This window comes from Streptomyces sp. NPDC046915, from assembly GCF_040644935.1.
In the GTDB taxonomy this organism is placed as follows: Bacteria; Actinomycetota; Actinomycetes; order Streptomycetales; family Streptomycetaceae; genus Streptomyces.
Genome location: NZ_JBEYXB010000020.1, coordinates 58722 through 80940, shown reverse-complemented (window position 1 = coordinate 80940; position 22219 = coordinate 58722). Strand labels below are relative to the sequence as shown.

Sequence of the window (22219 nt, the reverse complement as noted above, 5' to 3'; positions counted from 1 at the left end):
GGGCGGGCGACCGGGGCCAGGTCAGCATCGAGTTCCTCGGCATGACCCCGTTGATCGTGCTGACGCTGGTGCTGATGTGGCAGTGCGTGCTCACGGGGTACGCGTACACGCTCGCTGGGAATGCTGCGGACGAAGGAGTGCGGGCGGGGACGGCGGCGACGCCGGGGGAGCGGCAGGGCGCGTGCCAGCAGGCGGGTCTGGAGGACCTGTCGGCGGCGTGGAAGGGGGGTGCCGAGGTGAGTTGCACGACCGGCGGCGGCTATGTCCAGGCCGACGTCTCCCTCAAGGTGCCCGTCCTCTTCCCGGGCTCCGTCGACTTCCCCCTGACGGTGCACGGGCACGCGGGCGCGGTGGAGGAGGCGAAGCACTGAGATGCCGTACGACCGCGAACGACGGCGCCGCGACCGGGGCCAGGTCGCCATCGAATACCTCGGGTTCATCCCGATCCTCATCCTCGTCGCCATGGCCGGCATCCAGATCGGGGTGATCGCCTACACCGCCCAGCAGGCGGGCACGGCGGCCAGGGCGGGAGCGCGGGCGGCATCGCTGCGGGAGAGCGCGCCGGAGGCCTGCGCGCAGGCCGTCAGCAGCTGGCTCGCGGGCGGCACCTCCTGCTCGCCGTCGTACGGCGACAAGGAGGTCACCGTGACCGCCACCGTCCACATCCCCTCCATCGTCCCCGGCTGGGACTTCGACGACGCCCACAAGACCGCCACCATGCCGCTCGACCACTGACCGAGGAGCCCCCCCACCCATGAGTCTCCGCGCACGCATCAACACCCCCGAGGAGCAGGGCAGCCGGGGTGAGGACGGCCATCTGGTCGCCTCCTACCGGGCCAAGCTCCTGGAGGAGATCGACCTCGCGGAGATGAGCTCGCTGGCCGCCGCCGAACGCCGGGCGCGGCTGGAGCGGGTGCTCGGGCACATCATCAGCCGCGAGGGCCCGGTCCTGTCGACGGTGGAGCGCTCCCAGCTGATCCGCCGGGTGGTCGACGAGGCGCTCGGCCTCGGCATCCTGGAGCCGCTGCTGGAGGACGCGTCGATCACCGAGATCATGGTGAACGGCCCGGACGCGATCTTCGTGGAACGCGGCGGCCGGGTCGAGCAGCTGCCGATCCGCTTCGTCTCCCAGGACCAGCTGATGCAGACCATCGAGCGGATCGTCTCCACGGTCAACCGAAGGGTCGACGAGTCGAACCCGATGGTCGACGCCCGCCTCCCCTCCGGCGAGCGCGTGAACGTCATCATCCCGCCGCTCTCGCTGACCGGCCCCACCCTCACCATCCGGCGCTTCCCGCGCTCCTTCACCCTCCAGGAGCTGATCGGCCTGGGCTCGCTGGACGAGCACATGGTGTTCCTGCTGGCGGGCCTGGTGCAGTCGAAGTTCAACATCATCGTCTCCGGCGCCACCGGCACGGGGAAGACCACCCTGCTCAACGCGCTCTCCGGCCTCATCCCGGCGCACGAACGCATCATCACCATCGAGGACTCGGCCGAACTCCAGCTCCAGCAGTCGCACGTGGTCCGCCTGGAGTCCCGTCCGCCGAACGTCGAGGGCAAGGGCCAGGTCACCATCCGCGACCTGGTCCGCAACTCGCTGCGCATGCGCCCCGACCGGATCGTGGTCGGTGAGGTCCGCGGCGGCGAGTCCCTCGACATGCTCCAGGCCATGTCGACCGGCCACGACGGCTCCCTCGCCACCGTGCACGCCAACAGCGCCGAGGACGCCCTCACCCGCCTCCAGACCCTCGCCTCCATGTCCGACGTCGAGGTCCCCTTCGTGGCGCTGCACGACCAGATCAACAGCGCCGTCGACGTCATCGTCCAGCTCACCCGCTTCGCCGACGGGGCCCGCCGCATCACCGAGATCGCCCTGCTGGACAGCCACGGCGGCGAGCCCTACCGGCTGGCCACCGTCGCCCGCTTCGACGCCCGGCCCATGACCCACGACGGCCGGGTGTACGGCGAATTCCAGTACTTCCCGCTGCCGCGCCGCACCGCCGACCGCCTCTACATGGCGAGCCAGCCGATACCCCAGGCCTTCGGCGTCGCCCACACGCTGGACCAGCTCACCACCCGAGAAGCCAGGTAGGCCACCCCATGGATCTGCACACCCTCGTCAGCCTCACCACCGGCGTCACTCTGCTGACCTGCGTCCTGGCCGTGCTGGGCCTGCACGCCTACGCGGCCGGCCGGGCCCAGCGGGCGGAGCTGGTGGACCGGCTGACGTACACCGGCCAGGTCTCGGTCACCGGCCGCCGGCGCCGCTTCCGCAACCTGGACCGGCGGCTGCGCGGCACCGCGCCGGGCCGGAAACTGGAACTGCGCCTGGCGGCGACCGGCCTGGACGTCACCCCGGGCGAGTTCTTCGCCTACATGCTCGCCACGGTGGCCGCGCTCTGGCTGATCGGCCAGGCGACCCTGGCCCCCTTCTTCGGCCCGCTCGCCGGACTGCTGGGCGTCTGGGCGGCGTGGCAGTTCCTCAACTGGCAGCGCCAGAAACGCATCGAGCGCTTCATCAACCAACTCCCCGAACTCGCCCGCATCCTGGCCAACGCCACCCAGGCCGGCCTCGCCCTGCGCACCGCCATAGGCATGGCCGCGGAGGAACTGGAGGCCCCGGCGGGCGAGGAACTCGCCAAGGTCGCCGACCAGCTGGCGATCGGCCACTCCATGGACGACGCCCTCGGCGAACTCGCCGACCGCCTCCCCTCCCGCGAACTGGTCGTCCTGGTCACCACCCTGGTCCTGTCCAACAGGGCGGGCGGACAGGTGGTCAGCGCCCTGCGCAACCTCACCGAGACCCTCGAGGAACGCAAGGAGACCCGCCGCGAGATCCGGACCCAGCTCTCCCAGGTGACCATGACCTCGTACGCCGTCCCCGTCCTCGGCATCGGCGCCCTGTTCCTGATGAACGGCGTCAAGGACGGCGCCCTGGACCGCATGACCGGCTCACCGGTCGGCCAGGCCTGCGTGCTCATCGCCTTCGGGCTCTACGCGATCGGCTTCGTGCTGATCCGCCGCATGAGCCGAATCGACGTCTGAGGAGGTGACCGTCGACATGGGCCTCCTCCTCGCACTCGTCATGGGCCTCGCCGTCCTGGGCGCCTTCATCGGCATCCGCATGTACCGCGCGGACGCCAAACTGCCCGGCGACCTGGCGCTGGCCCTGGAGGTGGGCGCGACCCGCACCGGCGCCGCCAACTCCCTCATCGACCGCATGGGCATGCGCTACGCGCCCGCGGTACTGCGCCTCATGGGCCCCAAGCAGGTCGCCAGATACCGCCGCAAGATCGACCTCGCGGGCAACCCCGGCGGCCTCACCATCGACCGCTACGCGGCCCGGCGCGCGGTGTACGGCGCACTCGGCGGCGTGGGCTTCCTGGTCTTCCTCCTCCGCGGTCAGTGGTTCGTCGCCCTGCTCCTGCTGGCCTTCGGCGCGTTCTGGACGGAGGTCGGCATCTGGTCGGCGATCCGCATCCGCAAGGACGTCATCGAGCGGACCCTGCCCGACTTCCTGGACGTGCTCGCGGTCGTCGTCAGCGCGGGCCTCGGCTTCCGCCAGGCACTGGACCGCGTGGCCTCCCGGTACGAGGGCCCCTGGGCGGACGAACTGCGCATCACCCTGCGCCAGATGGACCTCGGCATGAGCCGCCGTGAGGCCTTCGCGGAACTCCGCCGCCGCAACGACTCCGAGCAGGTCGCCATGTTCGTGACGGCACTTCAGCAGGGCGAGGAACTGGGCGCGCCCATCGTCGACACCCTGGTCTCCCTCGCCAAGGACATGCGCCGCACGGACGCCCAGAACGCCCGCCGCAAGGCCGCCCGCGCGGTACCCCGGGCCACCCTGATGATCACCACCTTCATGGTCCCGGCCACCATGCTCCTCCTCGCCTCCGGCCTGATCCTCGGCTCCGGCGTGGACTTCGGCTCGATCACCGGGAAGTAGAGGGGGGTGGGGTGATGGCGATGGCGACGACGAGGTGGCGAGTGGGACCGGTCCGACGGTGGCGAGTCGCCGACGGCGACGAACACCCACCGGAGCCACCCGCCCCTGAAAAGCTCCAGCTGCGTGCCTTGCAAGCCATGTGCCGCCAGGTGTTCGGCTTCCGCCTGGCCATGATCGCCCTGGCCGCCCCCGCGGCCCTGATCAACGCCGCCCCCGGCATCGGCGTCCGCCTGGTGGGGGCGGCGGTGGTCGTCACCTTCATGGCGTCGTACGTCCTGTTCAGGGACTGGGAACGCTTCGGCCCCCTCCTCCTGCGCCACCCCAGCCTCCTCGCGGCGGACACCCTCCTCGGCTCCCTCCTCCTGATCTCGGCCGGCCCGGACACCACACTCGCGTACGTCAGCGTCTGCACCCCCCTTCTCGCCGGCCTGGTCTACAGCTGGCGGGGAGCGGCCTGCTTCGCCTCTCTCCAGTCCCTGATCCTGCTCCTGGTCCACGCCACCCTGAAGGCCGGCCACCATGCGGCCCTGGCCGAGTCGTTGCTCCTTCCCGGCCTCTGCGTCATCACGGGCGCCGTGGGCTCGACCCTGCGCAACCTGATGCTCCGCTTCGGCACGGCCACCCAGGCCCTGACGACGATCCAGGCCCGCCTGGCGGTGACGGAGGCGGTGAACGCCGAACGCGCGCGCCTGGCCCGCGAGATGCACGACTCGGTGACCAAGACCCTCTACGGCGTGGCCCTGGCGGCGGACGGCCTGGCGGCCTCGGCGTCCGCGGACCGCAGGGACCCCGCCGACCCCGCCGTCCTCCGCGAACAGGCGGAACTGGTGGCCCGCTCGGCCCGCAGGGCGGCGTCCGAGGCCAGGGAACTCCTCACCGACCTCCGCCGCGAGGGCGACCCCGCCCACGGCATGGACGTACTGACGGAACTCGCGGCCCGGACCCGTGACTTCGCATCCCGCACGGACATCCCGACGACCTACCGCACCCCCACCGGCCACGAACTCCCGCCGATCCCCCCGGCGGTGGCCCGCCAGCTTCTCACGATCGCCTCGGAGGCGATGGAGAACGCCCACCGCCACGGCTCTCCCACCCATGTGGAGGTCACCATGGCGGTCGACGGTGACCTCCTCCGCCTGACCGTCTACGACGACGGCCGCGGCCTGCCACCCGGCACCACCCTCGACCACCTCCGCCGCACGGGCCACTTCGGCGTGATCGGCATGGCCGAACGGGCCGAGTCGGTGGGCGCCGGCTTCCACATCGGCCGGGGCGACCACTCCCAGGGCACGGAGGTCCGCGTGGAACTCCCGCTGGCGGCCCTGACCCCCGTACCACCTGTATGAGAGGAGGCACCGATGCCGCCGATTCCGAACCCGAACCCGAGCCCGAGCCCGACCCCACCGCTCCGCATCGTGGTGGCCGACGACAATCCGGTGGTCCGGGCGGGCCTGACCGCCCTCCTCTCCGGCCGCGAGGACACCACGGTGGTCGCCGAAGCCGCCAACGGTCGCGAGGCCTGCGACGCGGCCCGCCGGCACCGCCCCGACGTCGTCCTCCTCGACGTCCGCATGCCCGAGCTGGACGGCCTGGCGGCCCTTCCCCACCTGGTGCCGCTGGCCCCGGTCATCATGCTCACGTACAGCCAGGAGTCGGAGACGATCCGGGAAGCGGTACGACTCGGGGCGAGCGGCTATCTGGTCCACGGTGAGTTCACCGTGGAGCAACTGGTCACGGCGGTACGGGACATCAGGACGGGCGGGGAGCACTTCACGCCGACGGCGACGGGGGCGCTGACCGCGACGCGATTGCCGCGAACCCACGCAACTGCACACGCTGCCGTGAAACTCCCCGCTATCCCAAGCCAAATTGGCCCACAATACCTTTCGCAAGTGCAATCATATGTGGGACAGTCAACTAGGTCGCGGTTCCGGCTGAGTACGAGGGAGGCGGAGATCATGGACCTCATCGCAACCGGCATGAACAACCAGCAGATCGCCGCCACCTGCTTCATCAGCGAGAAGACGGTCAAGAACCACATCAACCGCATCTTCGCCAAACTCCACAGCACCAGCCGCTCCCAGGCGGCCGCCAAATGGCTGGGGGTGGCCTGAGATGCCCCGGGATTGGGCCCTGGGGCCCTGTGGCGAGAGGGATGTTCGGCCGTACGGTGCCCGGGTCGGTAGCGAACCCGGAGGGGAACACCATGAGCGACCTGATGCTGAAGGCGGCCGTGGCGATGCGGCGCAGGGCGGGCGACAGGGGGCAGACGGCGGTCGAGTATCTGGGGATCATCGCGGTTGTGGTGGCGATCGTGCTGGCGATCACGGGCACGGACATCGGCCAGACGATTCTCGACGCCATCAAGGCGAAGATCGCCGAAGTCACCGGCTGACGCCTACCCGCACATTCGACGACGCAGGGCAGGCCTTCCCCATCTACATCACGGTGGTGGCGGGTCTGCTCTTTCTTGCGTTCGCCTACCTCGCGGTCGGCCAGGCCGCGGCGAATCGGAACGGCGCCGAGACGGCCGCGGACGCGGCTGCTCTCGCGGCTGCACAGAACCGGCGCGACCAGCTTGCGGACAAGTGGAAGCTGGTGGTGCGCGACCCGACCAAGTGGCAGGAGATCTTCGACGGCAATGTGGATGTCGACGACTCGTGCTGGCGGGCCTACCAACTCGCTGATCACAACGACGCTACTGTGAACGACTGCGAGCTTGATGGGCTGCTGAGCTTCACGGTGAGCCTCAAGACCTCCAAACCCGTCGGGAACTCCGTCGTCCCCGGCACCGAGAACATGCACTCGACCGCGACCGCCACGGCGGTGATCGAGCCGCTGTGCTGGCCGCCGACCGGTGGGGAGACCGGGGACGACACGCCGCCCCAGCTCAAATGCAAGGACAACAAGGCCTGGGACGTGGACCCCGACGACCCCACCGGCCTCCCGAAGCCTCAGGACCTCTTCGACGTCCACCTGGCCGACTCACAAGCGAACGACGAGTGAAGAAGGAAGCAGAGCGATGATCATTCGGTTCACTCCGAAGGCCCGCAGGGGGTTGGTCGCGCTGACGATGACGATTGGTCTCACCCTCGCGGCGGCCGGATGCGGCGGCGGTGGGGGCGACGACAAGAAGCCGGAGACATCGGCATCTGCCTCCAAGAGCGGGGGGTCCGGGCCGAGTCCACAGGAGGGACAGTCGGACGAGCCATTGGCCGAGTTGAAAGGGCCGAGCGGTCTGCTTCTTCAAATCACGTCCGCCACCCGGGACTCCGGCGGGTTCGTCACGGTCAACGGCACCATGAAGAACGACAGCGGCAGCACAGCCGTGATCCCCTCCAACCTCAGTGGCAATGAGACCGAGATCATCAAAAACGGCAGCTCTCTCGGCGGCGCGACGTTGGTGGACTCCAAGGGCAAGAAGCGCTATTACGTCCTGCGTGACACGGACGGTCGACCGCTCACCACCACGGGAATGCCTAACCTGAAGGCGGGTGCGTCGCTCCCGGTGTTCATGCAGTTCCCGTCCCCGCCGGCGAGTATCACGGCGGTCGGCTTCCAACTGCCGGGCTTCCCCACCGCCACCATCCAGATCTCCGGGTGAGGCCCCCGTGACCCGAACCCGCCACCTCCCCCTCGCCGTAACCACGGCCGCCTTCCTCCTGCTCGCCCCCACAACGGCCCACGCCGACGACACCCCCAGCGTCCCCCCGGGCACCGAGCCCTCCGCCTCCGCCCCCGTGAAGATCGACCCCACCGACCCGGATCTCAAGCTCCCCGAGGGGGCCACCCTCGCCGATCCCAAGGTGCTGGACATCAAGTCGGTCGTCGAGGACCAGAGCGGGGACGAACGCCGCGAGGACACCAACGCGGACGTGAAGTTCGCCCTACAGGCAGAGGTGCTGTTCAGCAAGGACAGCGCCAAGCTGAGCGGCGAGTCGAAGGCCCGTATCGACGCGATCGCGGACGAGATCAAGAAACAGAACGCGACGCAGGTCAGGGTCTTCGGCTTCACGGACAACCTGGGCTCGTCGGCCCACGGCGACGTCCTGTCCCGGCAGCGGGCCAACGCCGTACAGGCGGTCCTGGACCAGGACCTGAACGACTCGAACATCACCTTCGAGGTACGGGGCTACGGCGAGCAGTACCCGATCGCGGACAACTCGACGGAGGAGGGCCGCAGGAAGAACCGCCGGGTCGAGGTCACCTTCCCGCGCTCGTAGAGCCGACGGGTTCGACCACGACACGCACCCCCGCCCGGACCCCCCACCCCTCCATCGCCCCCGCCTCCGCCTCCAGCACGTGCCGGGCGCGGAGCCGGGGCAGGCCCAGGCGGCCGGGGCGCATGGTGCGTACGGCGATGACGTGGAGTCGGCGGTCGAGGTAGGCGACGTCGATGGGCATCCGCATGCGGAAGGTGTGCACACCGCTGGCGGGCGACAACAGCATGGCCCCGTCCAGGGAGTCCCGCCCCAGCAGGCCCTTCGTACGGGCGCGGTAGGAGGCCGCGATCTCCAGGGGGATGCCGACGTCGGCCACGTCCGATCCGTCGTCACCCAGGACCGTGAGCCTGCCCCGTCCGTCCCGCCACCGCCCCATGGAAGCGACCGTACCCGGAAACCAGTTGTGAGCCACGTCCTCGGGGGATACGAAGGTGGCATGACTGCACTCGGTGTCGTATTCCGTCCCCAACTGCCCCCGGAACGCCTGCGGGCCGTGGCCCGGCTCGCGGACAGCACAGGACTCGAGGAACTCTGGTTGTGGGAGGACTGCTTCCGGGAGGGCGGGATCTCCACGGCCGCCGCCGCGCTCGCCTGGACCGAGCGGGTGCGGATCGGGGTGGGACTGCTGCCCGTGCCGCTGCGGAACGTCGCCGTCACGGCGATGGAGACGGCCGGGCTGCACCGGATGTTCCCGGGACGCGCGACGGTCGTCGTCGGGCACGGGGTGCAGGAGTGGATGGGGCAGGTGGGGGCGCGGGCCGAGTCGCCGGTGACGCTGCTGCGGGAGCATCTGCTGGCGCTGCGGGCCCTGTTGCGCGGGGAGCGGCTCACCACCGAAGGGCGGTACGTGAAACTGGACGACGTCGCTCTCGACTGGCCGCCCGAGGGGCCGGTCGAGGTGCTCGCCGGTGCCACCGGGCCGCGTACGCTGCGGCTGGCCGGCGAGGCGGCGGACGGGACGTTGCTCACCGCGAGCACGGCACCGGACGGTGTGCGCGCGGCGCGGCAACTCATCGACGAGGGGCGGAAGGCGGCCGGGCGGGACGAGCCCCACAAGGTCGTCGTCTACCTGCTCGCCGCCACGGGAGCCGATGCCGCCGCGCGACTGGGCGCCGAGCTGGCCGCCGAGGGGGTCGCCGACGTCCCGGACCTCGGTGTCGCCGGGGACGCGCGGGTCGTCGCCGAGGCCGTGCGGAGGATCGTCGACGCCGGAGCCGACACGGTGGTCCTCCAGCCGACGGGCGACGAGCCCGACCCGGAGGGGTTCGTGCGCTTCGTGGCCGAGGAGGTACGGCCCCTCGTGCCGTAGGCAGCCGTATTGAGGCGGAGGCAGAGGCTGAGGCTGAGGCATCGGCGGCCGGGCCCTGACGCCCGGGAAATCGGCGGCGTCCCCTGACACCCGGCTGCGACGATCACCGCATGGCAGAGAACCGTACGTTCGAGGACCTGGTCGCCGAGGGTGCCGCCGTGCCCACCGAGGGGTGGGACTTCTCCTGGTTCGAGGGGCGGGCCACCGAGGCGCGGCCCTCGTGGGGGTACGCCCGCTCGGCGGGCCACCGGCTGGCCGGGGCCACGGCCGCGCTCGACGTCCAGACCGGGGGCGGGGAAGTGTTCGGCTTCGCCCTCGGTACGGCGGCTCCCGCCCGGCCGGTGCTGCTCGCCGCCACCGAGGGCTGGCCGCCGAACGCCGCCAAGGCGACCGCCCTGCTGCGGCCGCGGGGCGTCGTGGTGGTCGCCGCGCCGGAGGACGCGCCGCTGCCCTTCGCCGACGAGGCCTTCGATCTGGTCCTCAGCCGGCACCCGGTGCGCCCGCAGTGGCGGGAGATCGCCCGCGTGCTGCGGCCGGGCGGGGCCTACTTCGCCCAGCACGTCGGGCCGAACAGTGTCTTCGAACTCGTGGAGCACTTCCTCGGGCCCCAGCCGGACGAGTCGCGCAGCGACCGGCATCCCGAACGGGAGCGGGCCGAGGCCGAGGCGGCGGGGCTGGAGGTCGTCGAGCTGCGGGCCGAGCGGCTGCGGATGGAGTTCCACGACATCGCCGCCGTCGTCCACTTCCTGCGCAAGGTGATCTGGATGGTGCCCGGTTTCACCGTGACGGCCTACGAGCCCCGGCTGCGCGCCCTGCACGAGCGGATCGAGGCCGAGGGCCCGTTCGTCGCGCACAGCACCCGGCATCTCTTCGACGCCCGGAAGCCGACGGAGTAGCAAATCAGGCTATTCGTGCGTAAGGGGGTGGATCGCTGTGGTGTTCGTCGTTCATATCCCCGGAGTTTCCGCATCGTTGTCCCTGACGACTCGTCTGCGCGTCGCGGCTCACGTAAGTTCAGACCAAGGTAATTCGCGCAAGCAAAGCTGCGTGGGTGGTGCCGCGCAGTGGAGGGGGCTGCGCGGTGCCGGAATCCGGTCGGTGCCGGTCGGGGTGCGCGTCAAGCGGCCGTTCGCGACCGGGTCGCCCGTCGGAGGGACGCGGGACTCGGCCGGCCGGGTGGCGCCCGAGGGGGCGCAGATCCTCTTGATCTCTCCAGATACGGCCTGTTTGCCTGGGAATCCGCTGTGTTTCGGCCATGCGAACCCCTTGAATGAAGCATTCCGGGCTCACCACCGCGTCGCCGGACGACTCCGGAGAGTAGTTGTCCGGCGTTGATGCACGCATTCGCCCTTACGAAGGGTTATGGTGGAAACCCCCCCTCGGGCCGGTCCGTCTCCCCCCCACGGACCGGCCCGTTTTTTTCTGGGGTCGCGAGCCCGTCGGGGCCGCGCCCAACCGACCGCCTCAGGCCCCGGAATTCCCCCGCCAAAGCCCCGCAGGGGTAGGCTTCGCCCGCGGGGACCGCCATACCGGAGGGGCTGACAATCACGTGAACCTGCGCGACAGGCTGCGCGGCCTGCTGGTCAGGCTGTACGCACGCCGGGTGGAAGGCCACCTGGACCACGCTCAGGTGCCCAAGCACATCGGCGTCATCATGGACGGCAACCGTCGGTGGGCGAAGGCCGCCGGCTCCAGCACCGTCCACGGACACCGGGCCGGTGCCGAGAAGATCGAGGAGTTCCTCGGCTGGTGCACCGAGACGGACGTCGAGGGCGTCACGTTGTGGCTGCTGTCCACGGACAACCTGGACCGGCCCAAGGAGGAGCTCGTCCCGCTCCTCGGCATCATCGAGGACGTCGTGCGCACGCTGGCCGCCGACGGCCGCTGGCGGGTGCACCACGTCGGCACGCCCGACATCCTGCCCTCCCAGATGCAGACGGCGCTGAAGGAGGCCGAGGAGGCGACCGCGCACGTCGACGGGATACTCGTCAACGTCGCCATCGGCTACGGCGGCCGCCAGGAGATCGCCGACGCGGTCCGCTCGATGCTCCACGAGGCCCAGGACAAGGGGGTCTCCCTGGAGGACCTCACCGAGTCCGTCGACGTCGACATGATCGGCCGTCACCTCTACACCCGCGACCAGCCCGACCCCGACCTGGTGATCCGCACCAGCGGCGAGCAGCGGCTGTCCGGATTCATGCTGTGGCAGACGGCTCACTCGGAGTACTACTTCTGTGAGGTCTTCTGGCCGGCCTTCCGCAAGGTCGACTTCCTGCGCGCCCTGCGCGACTACGCCGCACGTCACCGGCGTTACGGCGGCTGAGCAGCGGGTACCCGCTCCCAGGACGTACCCCTGGGGGAAAGGGCCGCGTATACCCCATTTCAGGCGGGTGTAACAAGGAGTTCATCGGCGCGCCGTCTCATGCATTTGCATGGCGCCGCTTGTTCGAGGGCATAAGCCAAGCAGGTCGACACCCGAACCACGGGCGTCGCATCTCAGCGGACGGCACGGGGCCGTCCGCCCGGGAGGCCCTTTGCACCAGCCCGACCGTGCGTTCTCTGCACGGAAGCAGCCGCGGAGGGCCGGTTCTCGGCCCGCCGTGCGCGGGGCCGACCACCGGCCCGACTGGTTCCCGCCCACCCGGCCCAGTCTCCTTCTCGTCGCTCCCCGACCTCATCCGAGGGGGTACGTCCTTCCGTGGTGACCAGCACAAAGCGCCACAAGCCAGACCGGCGCACCTATGTTCTCGACACCAGCGTCCTGCTGGCCGACCCGAACGCCCTGACCCGCTTCGAGGAGCACGAGGTAGTGCTTCCCATCGTCGTGGTGACGGAGCTGGAGGCCAAGCGGCACCATCCCGAACTCGGCTACTTCGCCCGGCAGGCCCTGCGCCTGCTCGACGACTACCGGGTGAAGCATGGTCGCCTCGATGCCCCCATCCCGATCGGGGAACTCGGCGGAACGGTCCGTGTCGAGCTCAACCACTCGGACCCCAGCGTGTTGCCCACCGGCTACCGCATGGGGGACAACGACTCCCGCATCCTCGCGGTCGCCCGCAACCTTCAGGCCGAGGGGTACGACGTCACCGTCGTGTCGAAGGACCTGCCCCTGAGGATCAAGGCGTCGTCCGTGGGACTCCTGGCGGAGGAGTACCGCGCCGAACTCGCCATCACGGACTCCTCCGGCTGGACCGGGATGTCCGAACTGACGCTGTCCGCCGAGCAGGTGGACATCCTCTTCGAGGAAGGCCATGTGTATGTGCCGGAGGCCTCCGAGCTCCCGGTGCACACCGGCCTGACGATCCAGTCGGAGCGCGGCAAGGCGCTCGGCCGGGTCACCGCCGAGGGCAACGTCCAGGTGGTGCGCGGCGACCGGGAGGCGTTCGGCATCAAGGGCCGCAGCGCCGAGCAGCGGATCGCGCTCGACCTGCTCCTCGACCCGGACGTCGGGATCGTCTCGATGGGCGGCCGGGCCGGCACGGGCAAGTCGGCGCTGGCGCTGTGCGCGGGCCTGGAGGCGGTCCTGGAGCGCCGCCAGCACCAGAAGGTGATGGTCTTCCGCCCGCTGTACGCGGTCGGCGGGCAGGAGCTCGGCTATCTGCCGGGTTCCGAGGCGGAGAAGATGAGCCCCTGGGCCCAGGCGGTCTTCGACACGCTCTCCGCGGTCACCAGTCGCGAGGTCATAGAGGAGGTCACCGCGCGCGGGATGCTGGAGGTCCTGCCGCTCACCCACATCCGTGGCCGTTCACTCCACGACGCGTTCGTGATCGTCGACGAGGCGCAGTCGCTCGAACGGAATGTTCTGCTGACCGTTCTGTCCCGGATCGGCGCCAATTCGCGGGTCGTTCTGACCCATGACGTGGCGCAAAGGGACAACTTGCGAGTCGGTCGCTACGACGGCGTGGTCGCCGTGGTGGAGAAACTGAAGGGGCATCCGCTCTTCGCGCATGTCACGCTGACGCGGTCCGAGAGGTCCCAGATCGCCGCACTTGTGACCGAAATGCTGGAGGACGGCCACATCTGACCCGAATGCCCAATCGGGTCGATTCGGCAGCCAGTTGGCGCCGCCCGGCAAAGGTCCAGAGCCTAGCCGGGCGGCGCCTTCGTGTGTGGGCGTTTCTTGAAATCCCCAGGGCCAAACCGGATGTGAGCTTTCACACGCAACTCAGAATTGCCACCCACCGTCCGGTTACGGCAGAGTCTCACTCCTGTCAGGCCCCGCATACGACGCATCTGTACCCCCAGCGGTACGGCACCACTTGAGCACCACCTTCAACTCCATACCGAAGGTCGTATGCCGCCCGAGCACCACACGGCTCTCCTCCGGGAGTCGCCCACCGGGCCCGTGCCTCCCGTGACCCCGCAGTAGGGAGGCCAGCGTTCAGGGGCACGATTGCGTCCGCCAGGGTCACCGAAGCGGGCGATGCTGGAAGGAAACCGTGTGAGCCGGATTTCGGTCCGGGGATTCGCAGTGGCCTCGGCCACCGCGGTCACCGCCGTCGGAAGCGTCGTCGGAGTTGCCTCGGGCAGCGTCGCGCAGAACAACGACGCCGAGCCGACGGCTGCCGACACCACGCTCCTCGCGGACATACCCGCGGGTCAGCAGGCACAGGTGCAGACCGCGTCCCTGACGCAGCAGGCCGACACACAGGCCATCGCCGCGGACACAAGCGCCAAGAAGGACGCCGAGGAAGCGGCCCGCAAGGCCGCCGCCCACACGGCGATCCAGAAGAAGGCAGCCGCGGAGAAGGCCGTCCAGGACGCCAAGGACCGTGCCAAGGCGAAGGAAGCGGCCAGCCGCGACGCCGTCCGCACCGAGTCCTCCTCCTCCAGCAGCAGCAGCTTCCCCGTGCAGAGCTCCTACACCGTCGCGCAGGTCCAGGCGATGGCGCGTCAGATCGTGGGAGCCGGGCAGTTCCAGTGCTTCAGCAACATCGTGGACCACGAGTCCACCTGGAACTACAAGGCGGTCAACCCTTCTTCCGGCGCCTACGGTCTGGTTCAGGCCCTGCCCGGCTCGAAGATGTCTTCAGTCGGTGCCGACTGGCAGACCAACCCGGCCACCCAGATCAAGTGGGGCCTTCAGTACATGAACGAGCGCTACGGCAGTCCCTGTGACGCCTGGTCGTACTGGCAGGCCAACGGCAACTACTGATCCGGCCCACACCGGACACGGTGCCCCCGGCACCGCTCTCAACCTTGCGCAGCCCCTCCCCGTCCTAGGGTGAGGGGCTGTTGCCCTGTACGGTCGGACGCGACGACTCCGGGGGGAGTGGTGGGGAGCATCCGGGGACACGGGGGAAGAGGACGGATCATGTCACGAGTGCCAGGGTGGCTCGGTCGGCTCGGAACCGGACTGACCGAAATGGGCGAGCGGTTGGACGAGCGCAGGGCCGAGGTGGAGAAGGAGCAGACCGGCTCCGAGGCGCCGGCGCCCGAGGCCGAACCGCCGCCCGTCGACGACCGGGCGCCGGTCGTCGCCCCGGTCCGCCCCGACCCCGCGCAGGCGGTGCCCTGGGGCGTACGGGTCGCGGCCGAGGCCGGCTGGCGGCTGCTGATCCTCGCGGGCACGGTCTGGGTGCTCATGCGGGTCATCAGCGCCGTACAGCTGGTGGTGCTCGCCTTCTCCACCGCGCTGCTCATCACCGCGCTGCTCCAGCCCACCGTGGCGCGGCTGCGGCGCTGGGGGCTGCCGCGGGGCCCGGCCACCGCGCTCACCGCGATCCTCGGCTTCGTCATCATGGGGCTCATCGGATGGTTCGTCACCTGGCAGGTGATGGAGAACATCGACAACCTCTCCGACCAGATCCAGGACGGCATCGACGAGCTGCGCAAGTGGCTGCTGAACAGTCCCTTCCACGTCACCGACAAGCAGATCAACCAGATCGCCAAGAACCTGCGGGAGGCGATCGGGGCGAACACCGACCAGATAACGTCGGCGGGCCTGGAGGGCGTGACGGTGGTCGTGGAGGCCCTCACGGGCATCCTGCTGACCATCTTCTGCACCCTCTTCCTGCTCTACGACGGCCTGCGCATCTGGGAGTGGACCCTGAAGCTGGTGCCGGCCGCGGCGCGGCCCGGGGTGGCCGGGGCGGGGCCCCGTGCCTGGCGCACGCTCACCGCGTACGTCCGCGGCACGGTGATAGTCGCCCTGATCGACGCGATCTTCATCGGCCTCGGCATCTACTTCCTCAACGTCCCGATGGCCGTGCCGCTCGCCGTCTTCATCTTCCTCTTCGCCTTCATCCCGCTGGTCGGAGCGGTGGCCTCCGGCGCGCTGGCGGTCGTGGTCGCGCTGGTCACCCACGGCGTGTTCACCGCGGTGATGACGCTCGCGGTGGTGCTGGCGGTCCAGCAGATCGAGGGACACATCCTCCAGCCGTTCATCCTGGGCCGTGCGGTACGGGTCCATCCGCTGGCGGTGGTCCTCTCCGTCACCGCCGGAGGCATGATCGCCGGAATCGGCGGTGCGGTCGTCGCCGTACCACTGGTGGCGGTCACCAACACGGTGGTCGGCTACCTGCGCGCCTACTCCCAGGAACAGACCCGCCGCCTGGCCGCGGCCCAGGCCGTAGCCCAGCCGACGGAGCCGGTTTCCGAGCCGTCGGCTTCCTAGCGCCGGGGTTCCCCGACTTCGGGCGTCGGCCGGCATTACTCAGCCCGTCCGGCGTTTGAGGACGAGGCCGTTCAGGCCGAAGCGGGGGTCTGGGGGCGGCAGCCCCCAGGGCGGTCAGGGAAACGCCGAGGGCCCCGCCCACCAAAGGTGAGCGGGGCCCGGTTGAGGCCGGCTTACTCGGCGAGCAGCGCCTCCGCGTCGAGGGTGACGCCGACCGCCTGGACCACAGAGGCGATCTTGAAGGCCTCCTGGACGACCTCACGGTCGATGCCCGCCTTGCGGAGCACCTGCTCGTGCGAGTCCAGGCACATGCCGCAGCCGTTGATCGCGGAGACCGCGAAGGACCACAGCTCGAAGTCGACCTTGTCGACACCGGGGTTGCCGATGACGTTCATCCGCAGCCCCGCCCGCAGGGTGCCGTACTCGTGGTCCGACAGCAGGTGACGCGTGCGGTAGAAGACGTTGTTCATCGCCATGATCGCCGCGGCGGACTTGGCCGCCGTGTACGCCTCCGGCGTCAGGTTCGCCTTCGCCTCGGGCTCCAGCTCGCGCAGCACGATCGGGGAGCGGGAGGCGATCGCCGTCGCCAGCACCGTGCCCCACAGCTGCTGCGCCGGCAGCTCGGAGTTGCCGATGACCGAGCCCAGGTTGAGCTTCAGGTCCTTGGCGTAGTCCGGTATCCGGGACTTGAGGGAGTCGAGCGACATGTCAGGTCACTCCCCGGCCAGCAGCTTGACCGGGTCGAGCGTCTCGTCGCCCTTGCTCCAGTTGCACGGGCAGAGCTCGTCCGTCTGGAGCGCGTCCAGCACCCGCAGGACCTCCTTGGGGTTACGGCCGACCGAGCCCGCCGTGACCATGGAGAACTGGATCTCGTTGTTCTGGTCGACGATGAAGACGGCGCGCTTGGCGAAGCCGTCCTCGCCCTCGATGCCGAGGTCCCGCATCAGCTCGTGCTTGGAGTCGGCCAGCATCGGGAACGGCAGGTCGCGCAGGTCGTCGTGGTCCTTGCGCCAGGCGTGGTGGACGAACTCGGAGTCGCCGGAGAAGCCGAGGACCTGGGCGTCACGGTCGGCGAACTCGTCGTTCAGCTTGCCGAAGGCGGCGATCTCGGTCGGGCACACGAAGGTGAAGTCCTTGGGCCACGCAAAGATGATCTTCCACTTGCCCTCGTAGGTCTTGTGGTTGATCGTGTCGAACTCCGCGCCCTTCTCCAGCGAGACGCAGGCGGTCAGTTCGAACTCGGGGAACTTGTCACCGACAGTGAGCACACGCTCTCCTTGCAGCGAAGAAACACCCGTATTGCGGTGTTTCCCATGGGTTGGACGCTCTCGATGTTGGCACAGAGTGCATTGATCCGGGAAATAGCTACACTCGGTCTGGTTGATCGGAGGTGGCTATCAGTGAGTATGAGTAGCGGCAAACGGCGCCAGCCCAGCCTGTCGCAGCTGCGTGCGTTCGCGGCCGTCGCGGAGCACCTGCACTTCCGGGACGCGGCGGCCGCCATCGGCATGAGCCAGCCCGCGCTGTCCGGGGCGGTGTCCTCCCTGGAGGAGACCCTCGGGGTCACGCTCCTCGAGCGTACGACCCGCAAGGTGCTGCTCTCGCCCGCCGGTGAGCGGCTGGCCGTACGGGCGAAGGCGGTGCTGGACGAGGTCGGGGCGCTGCTGGAGGAGGCCGAGGCGGTCCGGGCGCCGTTCACGGGGGTGCTGCGGCTGGGAGTCATCCCCACCGTCGCGCCCTACCTGCTGCCCACCGTCATCGACCTGGTCCACGACCGCTACCCGCACCTCGACCTCCAGGTGCACGAGGAACAGACCGCCAACCTCATCGAGGGGCTGACCAGCGGGCGTCTCGACCTGCTGCTGCTCGCCGTCCCCCTCGGCGTGCCCGGGGTCGTGGAACTCCCCCTCTTCGACGAGGACTTCGTGCTCGTCACCCCGCTCGAGCACTGGCTCGGCGGCCGCGAGGGCATCCCGCGCGAGTCCCTGAGGGAGCTCAACCTGCTGCTCCTGGACGAGGGGCACTGCCTGCGCGACCAGGCGCTCGACATCTGCCGGGAGGCCGGGCGGGAGGACGCCCCGGTCACCACCACGGCGGCGGGCCTGTCCACCCTGGTCCAGCTGGTCGCCGGCGGACTCGGCTGCACCCTGCTTCCGCGCACCGCCCTCAAGGTCGAGACGACCCGCAGCAACCAGCTCCTCACCGGCTACTTCGCCGAACCCGCCCCGAGCCGCCGTATCGCCCTCGCCATGCGCGCCGGCGCGGCCCGCGGCGCGGAGTACCAAGAGCTCGCGGCCGCACTGCGCGAGGCAATGCGGCCGCTGCCCGTCCGGGTGCTGGGCGGGGACGGCTAGTACCGCGACCCCCTCAGCACCCCACGGCGTACGTCACTCCGTCCGCAGCCCCTCCGGGCGCATCAGCCGCAGCAGGGGCGGCAGGCTGAGCAGGGTCACCGTGAGGACCACCGCCGCGCCCACGCCGGTCATCGACAGGACGCTCGCCCAGTCGACGCGCACCGGTGTGGCCGTCATACGGAGCAGTACCGCGCCCAGGGTCAGGCCCACCGTGGAGGCGAGGAGTAGGCCCAGGGCGATCGGGACGGCCGTCTGCCAGAGCACGGACAGGCTCAGGGTGCGGCGCCGGGTGCCGAAGGCGACCAGGGCGGAGAGCAGCTTCCTGCGCTCGCGCAACTGCTCCAGCTGCGACACCAGCAGGCTCGCGCCGATCAGCGCCAGCACGCAGGCGGCGCCGACGAGCAGTCCGGTGCGGATGGAGGTGAACTGCTTCGTCTGCTCGTTGGCCGACCACTCCATGGCGTCCGCCGTCGGCGAGATCTCGGCCGCCGTGTTGCGCGCGTACTCCTTCACGTCGGGCACGGACTCGTCCAGCGACAGGTAGACGCGCGCGTACAGCGTGGCCGCCGCCCGTGCGGGCACGGCGCCGGTAGTCATCAGGAAGCCACCGCGCCGCACGTTCGTCGGGTCCTTGACGGACTGGGCCTGCTTGATGTTTCGGGGCACGGTCCAGGCGGCCTCGGCGCCCCGGTCGTCGGAGTAGGTCGGGTCGAGGTACAGCGTCCGGCCGGGATGCGCGAACTTCGGCGTGTCGCTGTCGCCCTCGCCTCCCCGGACGACGAAGGTGTCACCGTCCCGGCAGGAGGGCAGCGTGGCCACCTCGCGCAGGGCGGCGCAGTCGCCGACGGTGAGCTGGCTGGAGGTCTCCGGGTCCTTGCGCGTGGTCGAGAGTTCGCCGGAGGCCAGGGCGGTGGCCTTGAGTACGCCCTTGGTGCCCGCGAACTTCTCGCCCGCCGCGGTCAGTCGCACCCCGCTCGGCACGGACACCTCCATCTGCGCCCGCGACACGTCGTTCTTCGACTGCTTGGTGTAGGCGTTGTCCACCCCGGAGAACAGCATCTGGAGGGCGATCGCCCCGGCCACCGCGACCGCGATGCCGTTGACCAGGCGCGCGGCCGTGCCACTGCTCAACTGAAGCCGCCGTACGGCGAGTTGCCAGGCGACACCACCGGAGCCGAGCCGGGCGACGACCGTCTCCACGACCCACGGCAGCAGCGCGGTGACACCGATCAGCAGCAGGAGGACACCGCCGGCGACCAGGTACTGGTTGAAGTCCCCGTGCGTCCGGCCCTTCCCGATCATCGGGTAGAGCATCCCGAGCCCGGCCAGCGGCAGCAGCAGCCGCCACCACAGGCGCCGGCGCGCGGGCCGCGCGGTACGGATCACGCCCAGCGGCTCGATGACCACCCCGCGCATCGCGAACAGCGTGACCGCCACGGCCGCCGCCGGTACCGCGACCGCGACCAGCACGGCGAGCAGGGGGGAGGGGTTGAGGTAGCTGGGGAAGACGCTGATGTCCATGAGCTCGACGGAGCCCGCCGCGTCACGGCCGATCAGGAAGAAGACCGTGCCGAGGACCAGGCCGAGCAGCGAGCCCGCGAGGGCCTCGCCCGCCGCGATCCGGCGGGTCATCCGGCTGTCGGAGCCGACCAGCCGCAGCGCCGCCAGCCTGCGGTCGCGCCGCTCGCCGCCGAACCGTACGGCCGCGGCGATGAACACGGCGACCGGCGTCAGCAGCACGATGAAGACCACGAGGGTGAGCAGGACCAGCACCGGGTCCGTCTCGTCCGGCGTCGGGTTCGGGTCGCCGTAGTGGTCGATGCGGTCGACCTGGGAGTGATTGATCTCCGCCGCGAGGCCCTTGACGCCTGCGTAGTAGGTGAGTTCCTGCGAGCCGACCAGCCCGGTCTCCCCGATGGTCCCGGCGATCCGGTACGGCAGCCGCTGCCGCAGCAGCTTCCCGCTGTCGGAGGCGAGCAGCGACTTCAGTGCCGGGGAGACCACCATCTCGCCGGTCGCCGGGTACCGCTCCACGCCCGGCGGCAGCGGGGCGTGCGGTCCCTCGGGCTCCACCAGGCGCCCGCGGAGTTCGCTGCCGCGGAACGTGGAGTCGATGTCGGCGATGACGAGGGTGTCGTCCGCCTTGGAGAGCGTCTTCGAGCTGTACGTGTAGTCCAGCCGCGCCTCCTCGCGCTCGTGCCGCACCTTCAGCGCGTTCGGCACCGCCGTCGTCAGCAGCAGCAGTGCCACGCCGAGCCCGACGCCGACGCCGGTCAGCAGCATCCGTACCCAGCCCTCGCGTCCGCCGGCGACGGCGAACCGGACCCCCATGGCCAGATCCCTGGACCACTGACGCACGCTCATACGGCCCGCTCCATGTCACGGGACTTGCCGTCCCGTACGACGATCTCGCGGTCGGAGTAGGCGGCCACCCGGGCCTCGTGCGTGACGAGCACGACGGCCGCGTTGGTCGACCGGGCCGCTTCCGTCAGCAGCTCCATCACACGCTCGCCGTTGAGCGAGTCGAGCGCGCCGGTCGGCTCGTCGGCGAACAGCACCCGGGGGCTGGTGACGAGCGCCCGCGCCACGGCGACGCGCTGCCCCTGGCCGCCGGAGACCTCGCCGGGCCGCTTGCCCTTGAGGTCGTCGACCTCCAGGCGTTCCATCCAGCCGAGCGCGGTCCGCTCGGCCTGCTTGCGGGGCGTGCCGTTCAGCCGCAGCGGCAGCGCCACGTTCTCCACGCAGGTCAGCTCGGGCACCAGCTGGCCGAACTGGAACACGAACCCGAACTCGCTGCGCCTGAGCGCACTGCGCTGGGCGTCGCTCATCGTGGCGAGTTCCCGCCCGTCATAGGTGATCGAGCCCGAGTCGGGCGGCACGATGCCGGCGAGGCAGTGCAGCAGCGTGGACTTGCCGGACCCGGAGGGGCCCATGATGGCGACGACCTCGCCGGGGTGGATGGAGAACTCGGCGCCGTCGAGCGCGAGGGTGGGGCCGTAGGCCTTGCGCAGGTCCGCTGCGGCGAGCAGGGAGCCGGGGGGAGGAGTCATCGGGTAATCGCCTCACGGAGCTTGTCGAGACGCGCGGCGGTCAGTTCCAGCCAGCGCAGGTCGGCCTCGAGATGGAACAGGGCGTGGTCGCAGATCAGTTGGTCCGCCAGATCGCCCTTGCGCTTGCGGTCGGTCAGGATCCGCATGCTGCGCAGGTGCTCTGCGCGCTGGGTGTCGAGGATGTCGGCCGCGTTCCGGTGGGTCAGCAGCGCGAGGACGACCTTGGTGTACAGGGTCGACTGGAGGTACGGCTCCGGCTTCTCCGGCGTCGCCAGCCACCGCGCCACGTCGGTGACGCCGGCGTCGGTGATCGCGTACCGCTTGCGCTCGGGACCGCCGCCCGCCTCGATCCCGTCGACCTCGACGAGACCGTTCTTCAGCAGCCGGGACATCGTCGAGTAGACCTGGCCGTAGTGCAGCGGCCGGTCGTGACCGAACTTCTCGTCGAAGGCCCGCTTCAGGTCGTAGCCGTGTCGCGGGCCGGACTCCAGGAGCCCCAGAAGGGTATGACCGATGGACATGTCCAGCACACTACACATGGTGTATACGCCGTATGTATACGCGGAGTGTGTAGCCCGTGGCACCGGGTACGCCCATGCAGGTGGGACCCGATTGTCACGGTTCTGCTACACGCCCGTTCGACCCCGCCCGCCGACCCCGGCCACCGGGCCGCGCCTCGTGCGCCGACGGGTCCCCGGAGGACAGCTCTCCTGCACGC

24 protein-coding genes are annotated in these 22219 nt (G+C 70.1%); 18 read left to right on the top strand and 6 right to left on the bottom strand.

Annotated elements, in window-relative coordinates; translation table 11 throughout:
• Positions 1-41 precede the first annotated feature (41 nt).
• From ABZ915_RS37925 to ABZ915_RS37875, 11 genes are all read left to right on the top strand, one after another.
• On the top strand, positions 42-371 hold the full coding sequence (locus ABZ915_RS37925; RefSeq protein ID WP_361813082.1) for a pilus assembly protein: 330 nt from the start codon (positions 42-44) through the stop codon (positions 369-371).
• Between the two features lies 1 nt (position 372).
• Positions 373-735: a TadE/TadG family type IV pilus assembly protein gene (locus ABZ915_RS37920; protein ID WP_361812928.1), complete on the top strand. Its 363-nt coding sequence runs from the start codon at positions 373-375 to the stop codon at positions 733-735.
• A 19-nt stretch (positions 736-754) separates the two neighbouring features.
• The gene (locus ABZ915_RS37915) at positions 755-2092 is read left to right on the top strand and encodes a CpaF family protein (RefSeq protein WP_361812927.1); all 1338 of its coding nucleotides are present in this window, start codon (positions 755-757) and stop codon (positions 2090-2092) included.
• 8 nt (positions 2093-2100) lie between these two features.
• Positions 2101-3045 carry a type II secretion system F family protein gene (locus ABZ915_RS37910; RefSeq protein WP_361812925.1) on the top strand — a complete coding sequence of 315 codons (945 nt, stop codon included), beginning with the start codon at positions 2101-2103 and terminating at the stop codon, positions 3043-3045.
• Positions 3046-3061: 16 nt separating this feature from the next.
• Positions 3062-3949: a DUF5936 domain-containing protein gene (locus ABZ915_RS37905; protein ID WP_361813080.1), complete on the top strand. Its 888-nt coding sequence runs from the start codon at positions 3062-3064 to the stop codon at positions 3947-3949.
• Between the two features lie 20 nt (positions 3950-3969).
• A complete protein-coding gene (locus ABZ915_RS37900) occupies positions 3970-5295 on the top strand; it encodes a histidine kinase (protein WP_361812923.1) in 1326 nt (441 codons plus the stop codon).
• A 12-nt stretch (positions 5296-5307) separates the two neighbouring features.
• Complete coding sequence (locus ABZ915_RS37895; RefSeq protein WP_361812921.1) at positions 5308-6063, top strand: response regulator transcription factor; 756 nt, start codon at positions 5308-5310, stop codon at positions 6061-6063.
• Positions 6064-6155: 92 nt separating this feature from the next.
• Positions 6156-6344, top strand: a complete 189-nt coding sequence (locus ABZ915_RS37890) for a hypothetical protein (RefSeq protein ID WP_361813078.1) — start codon at positions 6156-6158, stop codon at positions 6342-6344.
• Positions 6341-6955: a pilus assembly protein TadG-related protein gene (locus tag ABZ915_RS37885; protein ID WP_361813076.1), complete on the top strand. Its 615-nt coding sequence runs from the start codon at positions 6341-6343 to the stop codon at positions 6953-6955. The genes ABZ915_RS37890 and ABZ915_RS37885 overlap by 4 nt, the downstream gene beginning before the upstream one ends.
• A gap of 16 nt (positions 6956-6971) precedes the next feature.
• Complete coding sequence (locus ABZ915_RS37880; protein ID WP_361812919.1) at positions 6972-7553, top strand: hypothetical protein; 582 nt, start codon at positions 6972-6974, stop codon at positions 7551-7553.
• Between the two features lie 7 nt (positions 7554-7560).
• A complete protein-coding gene (locus ABZ915_RS37875; RefSeq protein ID WP_361812918.1) occupies positions 7561-8172 on the top strand; it encodes an OmpA family protein in 612 nt (203 codons plus the stop codon).
• Here ABZ915_RS37875 and ABZ915_RS37870 read toward each other — a convergent pair.
• A complete protein-coding gene (locus tag ABZ915_RS37870; protein WP_361812916.1) occupies positions 8153-8548 on the bottom strand; it encodes a DUF192 domain-containing protein in 396 nt (131 codons plus the stop codon). The genes ABZ915_RS37875 and ABZ915_RS37870 overlap by 20 nt on opposite strands.
• Before the next feature lie 60 nt (positions 8549-8608).
• Here ABZ915_RS37870 and ABZ915_RS37865 point away from each other — a divergent pair, with 60 nt between their 5' ends.
• From ABZ915_RS37865 to ABZ915_RS37840, 6 genes are all read left to right on the top strand, one after another.
• Positions 8609-9481 (top strand): LLM class flavin-dependent oxidoreductase, encoded by an 873-nt coding sequence (locus tag ABZ915_RS37865; protein ID WP_361812914.1) that lies wholly within the window; start codon positions 8609-8611, stop codon positions 9479-9481.
• A 110-nt stretch (positions 9482-9591) separates the two neighbouring features.
• The gene (locus ABZ915_RS37860) at positions 9592-10377 is read left to right on the top strand and encodes a methyltransferase domain-containing protein (protein WP_361812912.1); all 786 of its coding nucleotides are present in this window, start codon (positions 9592-9594) and stop codon (positions 10375-10377) included.
• Positions 10378-11030: 653 nt separating this feature from the next.
• Positions 11031-11804: an isoprenyl transferase gene (locus ABZ915_RS37855; protein ID WP_361812910.1), complete on the top strand. Its 774-nt coding sequence runs from the start codon at positions 11031-11033 to the stop codon at positions 11802-11804.
• A gap of 375 nt (positions 11805-12179) precedes the next feature.
• Positions 12180-13505 (top strand): PhoH family protein, encoded by a 1326-nt coding sequence (locus tag ABZ915_RS37850; protein WP_361812908.1) that lies wholly within the window; start codon positions 12180-12182, stop codon positions 13503-13505.
• 399 nt (positions 13506-13904) lie between these two features.
• Positions 13905-14636, top strand: a complete 732-nt coding sequence (locus tag ABZ915_RS37845) for a transglycosylase SLT domain-containing protein (RefSeq protein WP_361812906.1) — start codon at positions 13905-13907, stop codon at positions 14634-14636.
• Positions 14637-14795: 159 nt separating this feature from the next.
• Positions 14796-16097, top strand: a complete 1302-nt coding sequence (locus tag ABZ915_RS37840; protein ID WP_361812904.1) for an AI-2E family transporter — start codon at positions 14796-14798, stop codon at positions 16095-16097.
• A 173-nt stretch (positions 16098-16270) separates the two neighbouring features.
• On the opposite strand, the gene ABZ915_RS37835 is transcribed toward ABZ915_RS37840, so the two are convergent.
• Positions 16271-16804, bottom strand: a complete 534-nt coding sequence (locus tag ABZ915_RS37835) for an alkyl hydroperoxide reductase (RefSeq protein ID WP_361812902.1) — start codon at positions 16802-16804, stop codon at positions 16271-16273.
• Positions 16805-16810: 6 nt separating this feature from the next.
• Complete coding sequence (locus ABZ915_RS37830) at positions 16811-17365, bottom strand: peroxiredoxin (RefSeq protein ID WP_361812900.1); 555 nt, start codon at positions 17363-17365, stop codon at positions 16811-16813.
• Positions 17366-17503: 138 nt separating this feature from the next.
• Between ABZ915_RS37830 and ABZ915_RS37825 the strand changes: the two genes are divergently transcribed.
• Positions 17504-18451, top strand: coding sequence for a LysR substrate-binding domain-containing protein (locus ABZ915_RS37825; protein ID WP_361813074.1), 948 nt, complete (start codon positions 17504-17506; stop codon positions 18449-18451).
• Between the two features lie 33 nt (positions 18452-18484).
• Here the strand turns inward: ABZ915_RS37825 and ABZ915_RS37820 are convergent, their stop codons facing one another.
• From ABZ915_RS37820 to ABZ915_RS37810, 3 genes are read right to left on the bottom strand one after another with little or no spacing between them, the layout of a single operon-like run.
• Positions 18485-20815 carry an FtsX-like permease family protein gene (locus ABZ915_RS37820; RefSeq protein WP_361812898.1) on the bottom strand — a complete coding sequence of 777 codons (2331 nt, stop codon included), beginning with the start codon at positions 20813-20815 and terminating at the stop codon, positions 18485-18487.
• Positions 20812-21501 (bottom strand): ABC transporter ATP-binding protein, encoded by a 690-nt coding sequence (locus tag ABZ915_RS37815; RefSeq protein WP_361812896.1) that lies wholly within the window; start codon positions 21499-21501, stop codon positions 20812-20814. Before ABZ915_RS37815 ends, ABZ915_RS37820 begins: the two co-directional genes overlap by 4 nt.
• On the bottom strand, positions 21498-22022 hold the full coding sequence (locus ABZ915_RS37810; protein WP_361812894.1) for a PadR family transcriptional regulator: 525 nt from the start codon (positions 22020-22022) through the stop codon (positions 21498-21500). Before ABZ915_RS37810 ends, ABZ915_RS37815 begins: the two co-directional genes overlap by 4 nt.
• Positions 22023-22219: the final 197 nt, after the last annotated feature.

What these genes read in the sequence shown, in the direction of transcription:
- ABZ915_RS37920 (WP_361812928.1), top strand. Translation starts at nt 373, where the DNA reads ATGCCGTACGACCGCGAACGACGGCGCCGCGACCGGGGCCAGGTCGCC.
- ABZ915_RS37900 (WP_361812923.1), top strand. Translation starts at nt 3,970, where the DNA reads ATGGCGACGACGAGGTGGCGAGTGGGACCGGTCCGACGGTGGCGAGTC.
- ABZ915_RS37870 (WP_361812916.1), bottom strand. Translation starts at nt 8,548, where the DNA reads ATGGGGCGGTGGCGGGACGGACGGGGCAGGCTCACGGTCCTGGGTGAC.
- ABZ915_RS37890 (WP_361813078.1), top strand. Translation starts at nt 6,156, where the DNA reads ATGAGCGACCTGATGCTGAAGGCGGCCGTGGCGATGCGGCGCAGGGCG.
- ABZ915_RS37845 (WP_361812906.1), top strand. Translation starts at nt 13,905, where the DNA reads ATGCTGGAAGGAAACCGTGTGAGCCGGATTTCGGTCCGGGGATTCGCA.
- ABZ915_RS37865 (WP_361812914.1), top strand. Translation starts at nt 8,609, where the DNA reads ATGACTGCACTCGGTGTCGTATTCCGTCCCCAACTGCCCCCGGAACGC.
- ABZ915_RS37840 (WP_361812904.1), top strand. Translation starts at nt 14,796, where the DNA reads ATGTCACGAGTGCCAGGGTGGCTCGGTCGGCTCGGAACCGGACTGACC.
- ABZ915_RS37835 (WP_361812902.1), bottom strand. Translation starts at nt 16,804, where the DNA reads ATGTCGCTCGACTCCCTCAAGTCCCGGATACCGGACTACGCCAAGGAC.
- ABZ915_RS37910 (WP_361812925.1), top strand. Translation starts at nt 2,101, where the DNA reads ATGGATCTGCACACCCTCGTCAGCCTCACCACCGGCGTCACTCTGCTG.
- ABZ915_RS37905 (WP_361813080.1), top strand. Translation starts at nt 3,062, where the DNA reads ATGGGCCTCCTCCTCGCACTCGTCATGGGCCTCGCCGTCCTGGGCGCC.
- ABZ915_RS37895 (WP_361812921.1), top strand. Translation starts at nt 5,308, where the DNA reads ATGCCGCCGATTCCGAACCCGAACCCGAGCCCGAGCCCGACCCCACCG.
- ABZ915_RS37925 (WP_361813082.1), top strand. Translation starts at nt 42, where the DNA reads ATGACCCCGTTGATCGTGCTGACGCTGGTGCTGATGTGGCAGTGCGTG.
- ABZ915_RS37915 (WP_361812927.1), top strand. Translation starts at nt 755, where the DNA reads ATGAGTCTCCGCGCACGCATCAACACCCCCGAGGAGCAGGGCAGCCGG.
- ABZ915_RS37815 (WP_361812896.1), bottom strand. Translation starts at nt 21,501, where the DNA reads ATGACTCCTCCCCCCGGCTCCCTGCTCGCCGCAGCGGACCTGCGCAAG.
- ABZ915_RS37820 (WP_361812898.1), bottom strand. Translation starts at nt 20,815, where the DNA reads ATGAGCGTGCGTCAGTGGTCCAGGGATCTGGCCATGGGGGTCCGGTTC.
- ABZ915_RS37810 (WP_361812894.1), bottom strand. Translation starts at nt 22,022, where the DNA reads ATGTCCATCGGTCATACCCTTCTGGGGCTCCTGGAGTCCGGCCCGCGA.
- ABZ915_RS37825 (WP_361813074.1), top strand. Translation starts at nt 17,504, where the DNA reads ATGAGTAGCGGCAAACGGCGCCAGCCCAGCCTGTCGCAGCTGCGTGCG.
- ABZ915_RS37860 (WP_361812912.1), top strand. Translation starts at nt 9,592, where the DNA reads ATGGCAGAGAACCGTACGTTCGAGGACCTGGTCGCCGAGGGTGCCGCC.
- ABZ915_RS37880 (WP_361812919.1), top strand. Translation starts at nt 6,972, where the DNA reads ATGATCATTCGGTTCACTCCGAAGGCCCGCAGGGGGTTGGTCGCGCTG.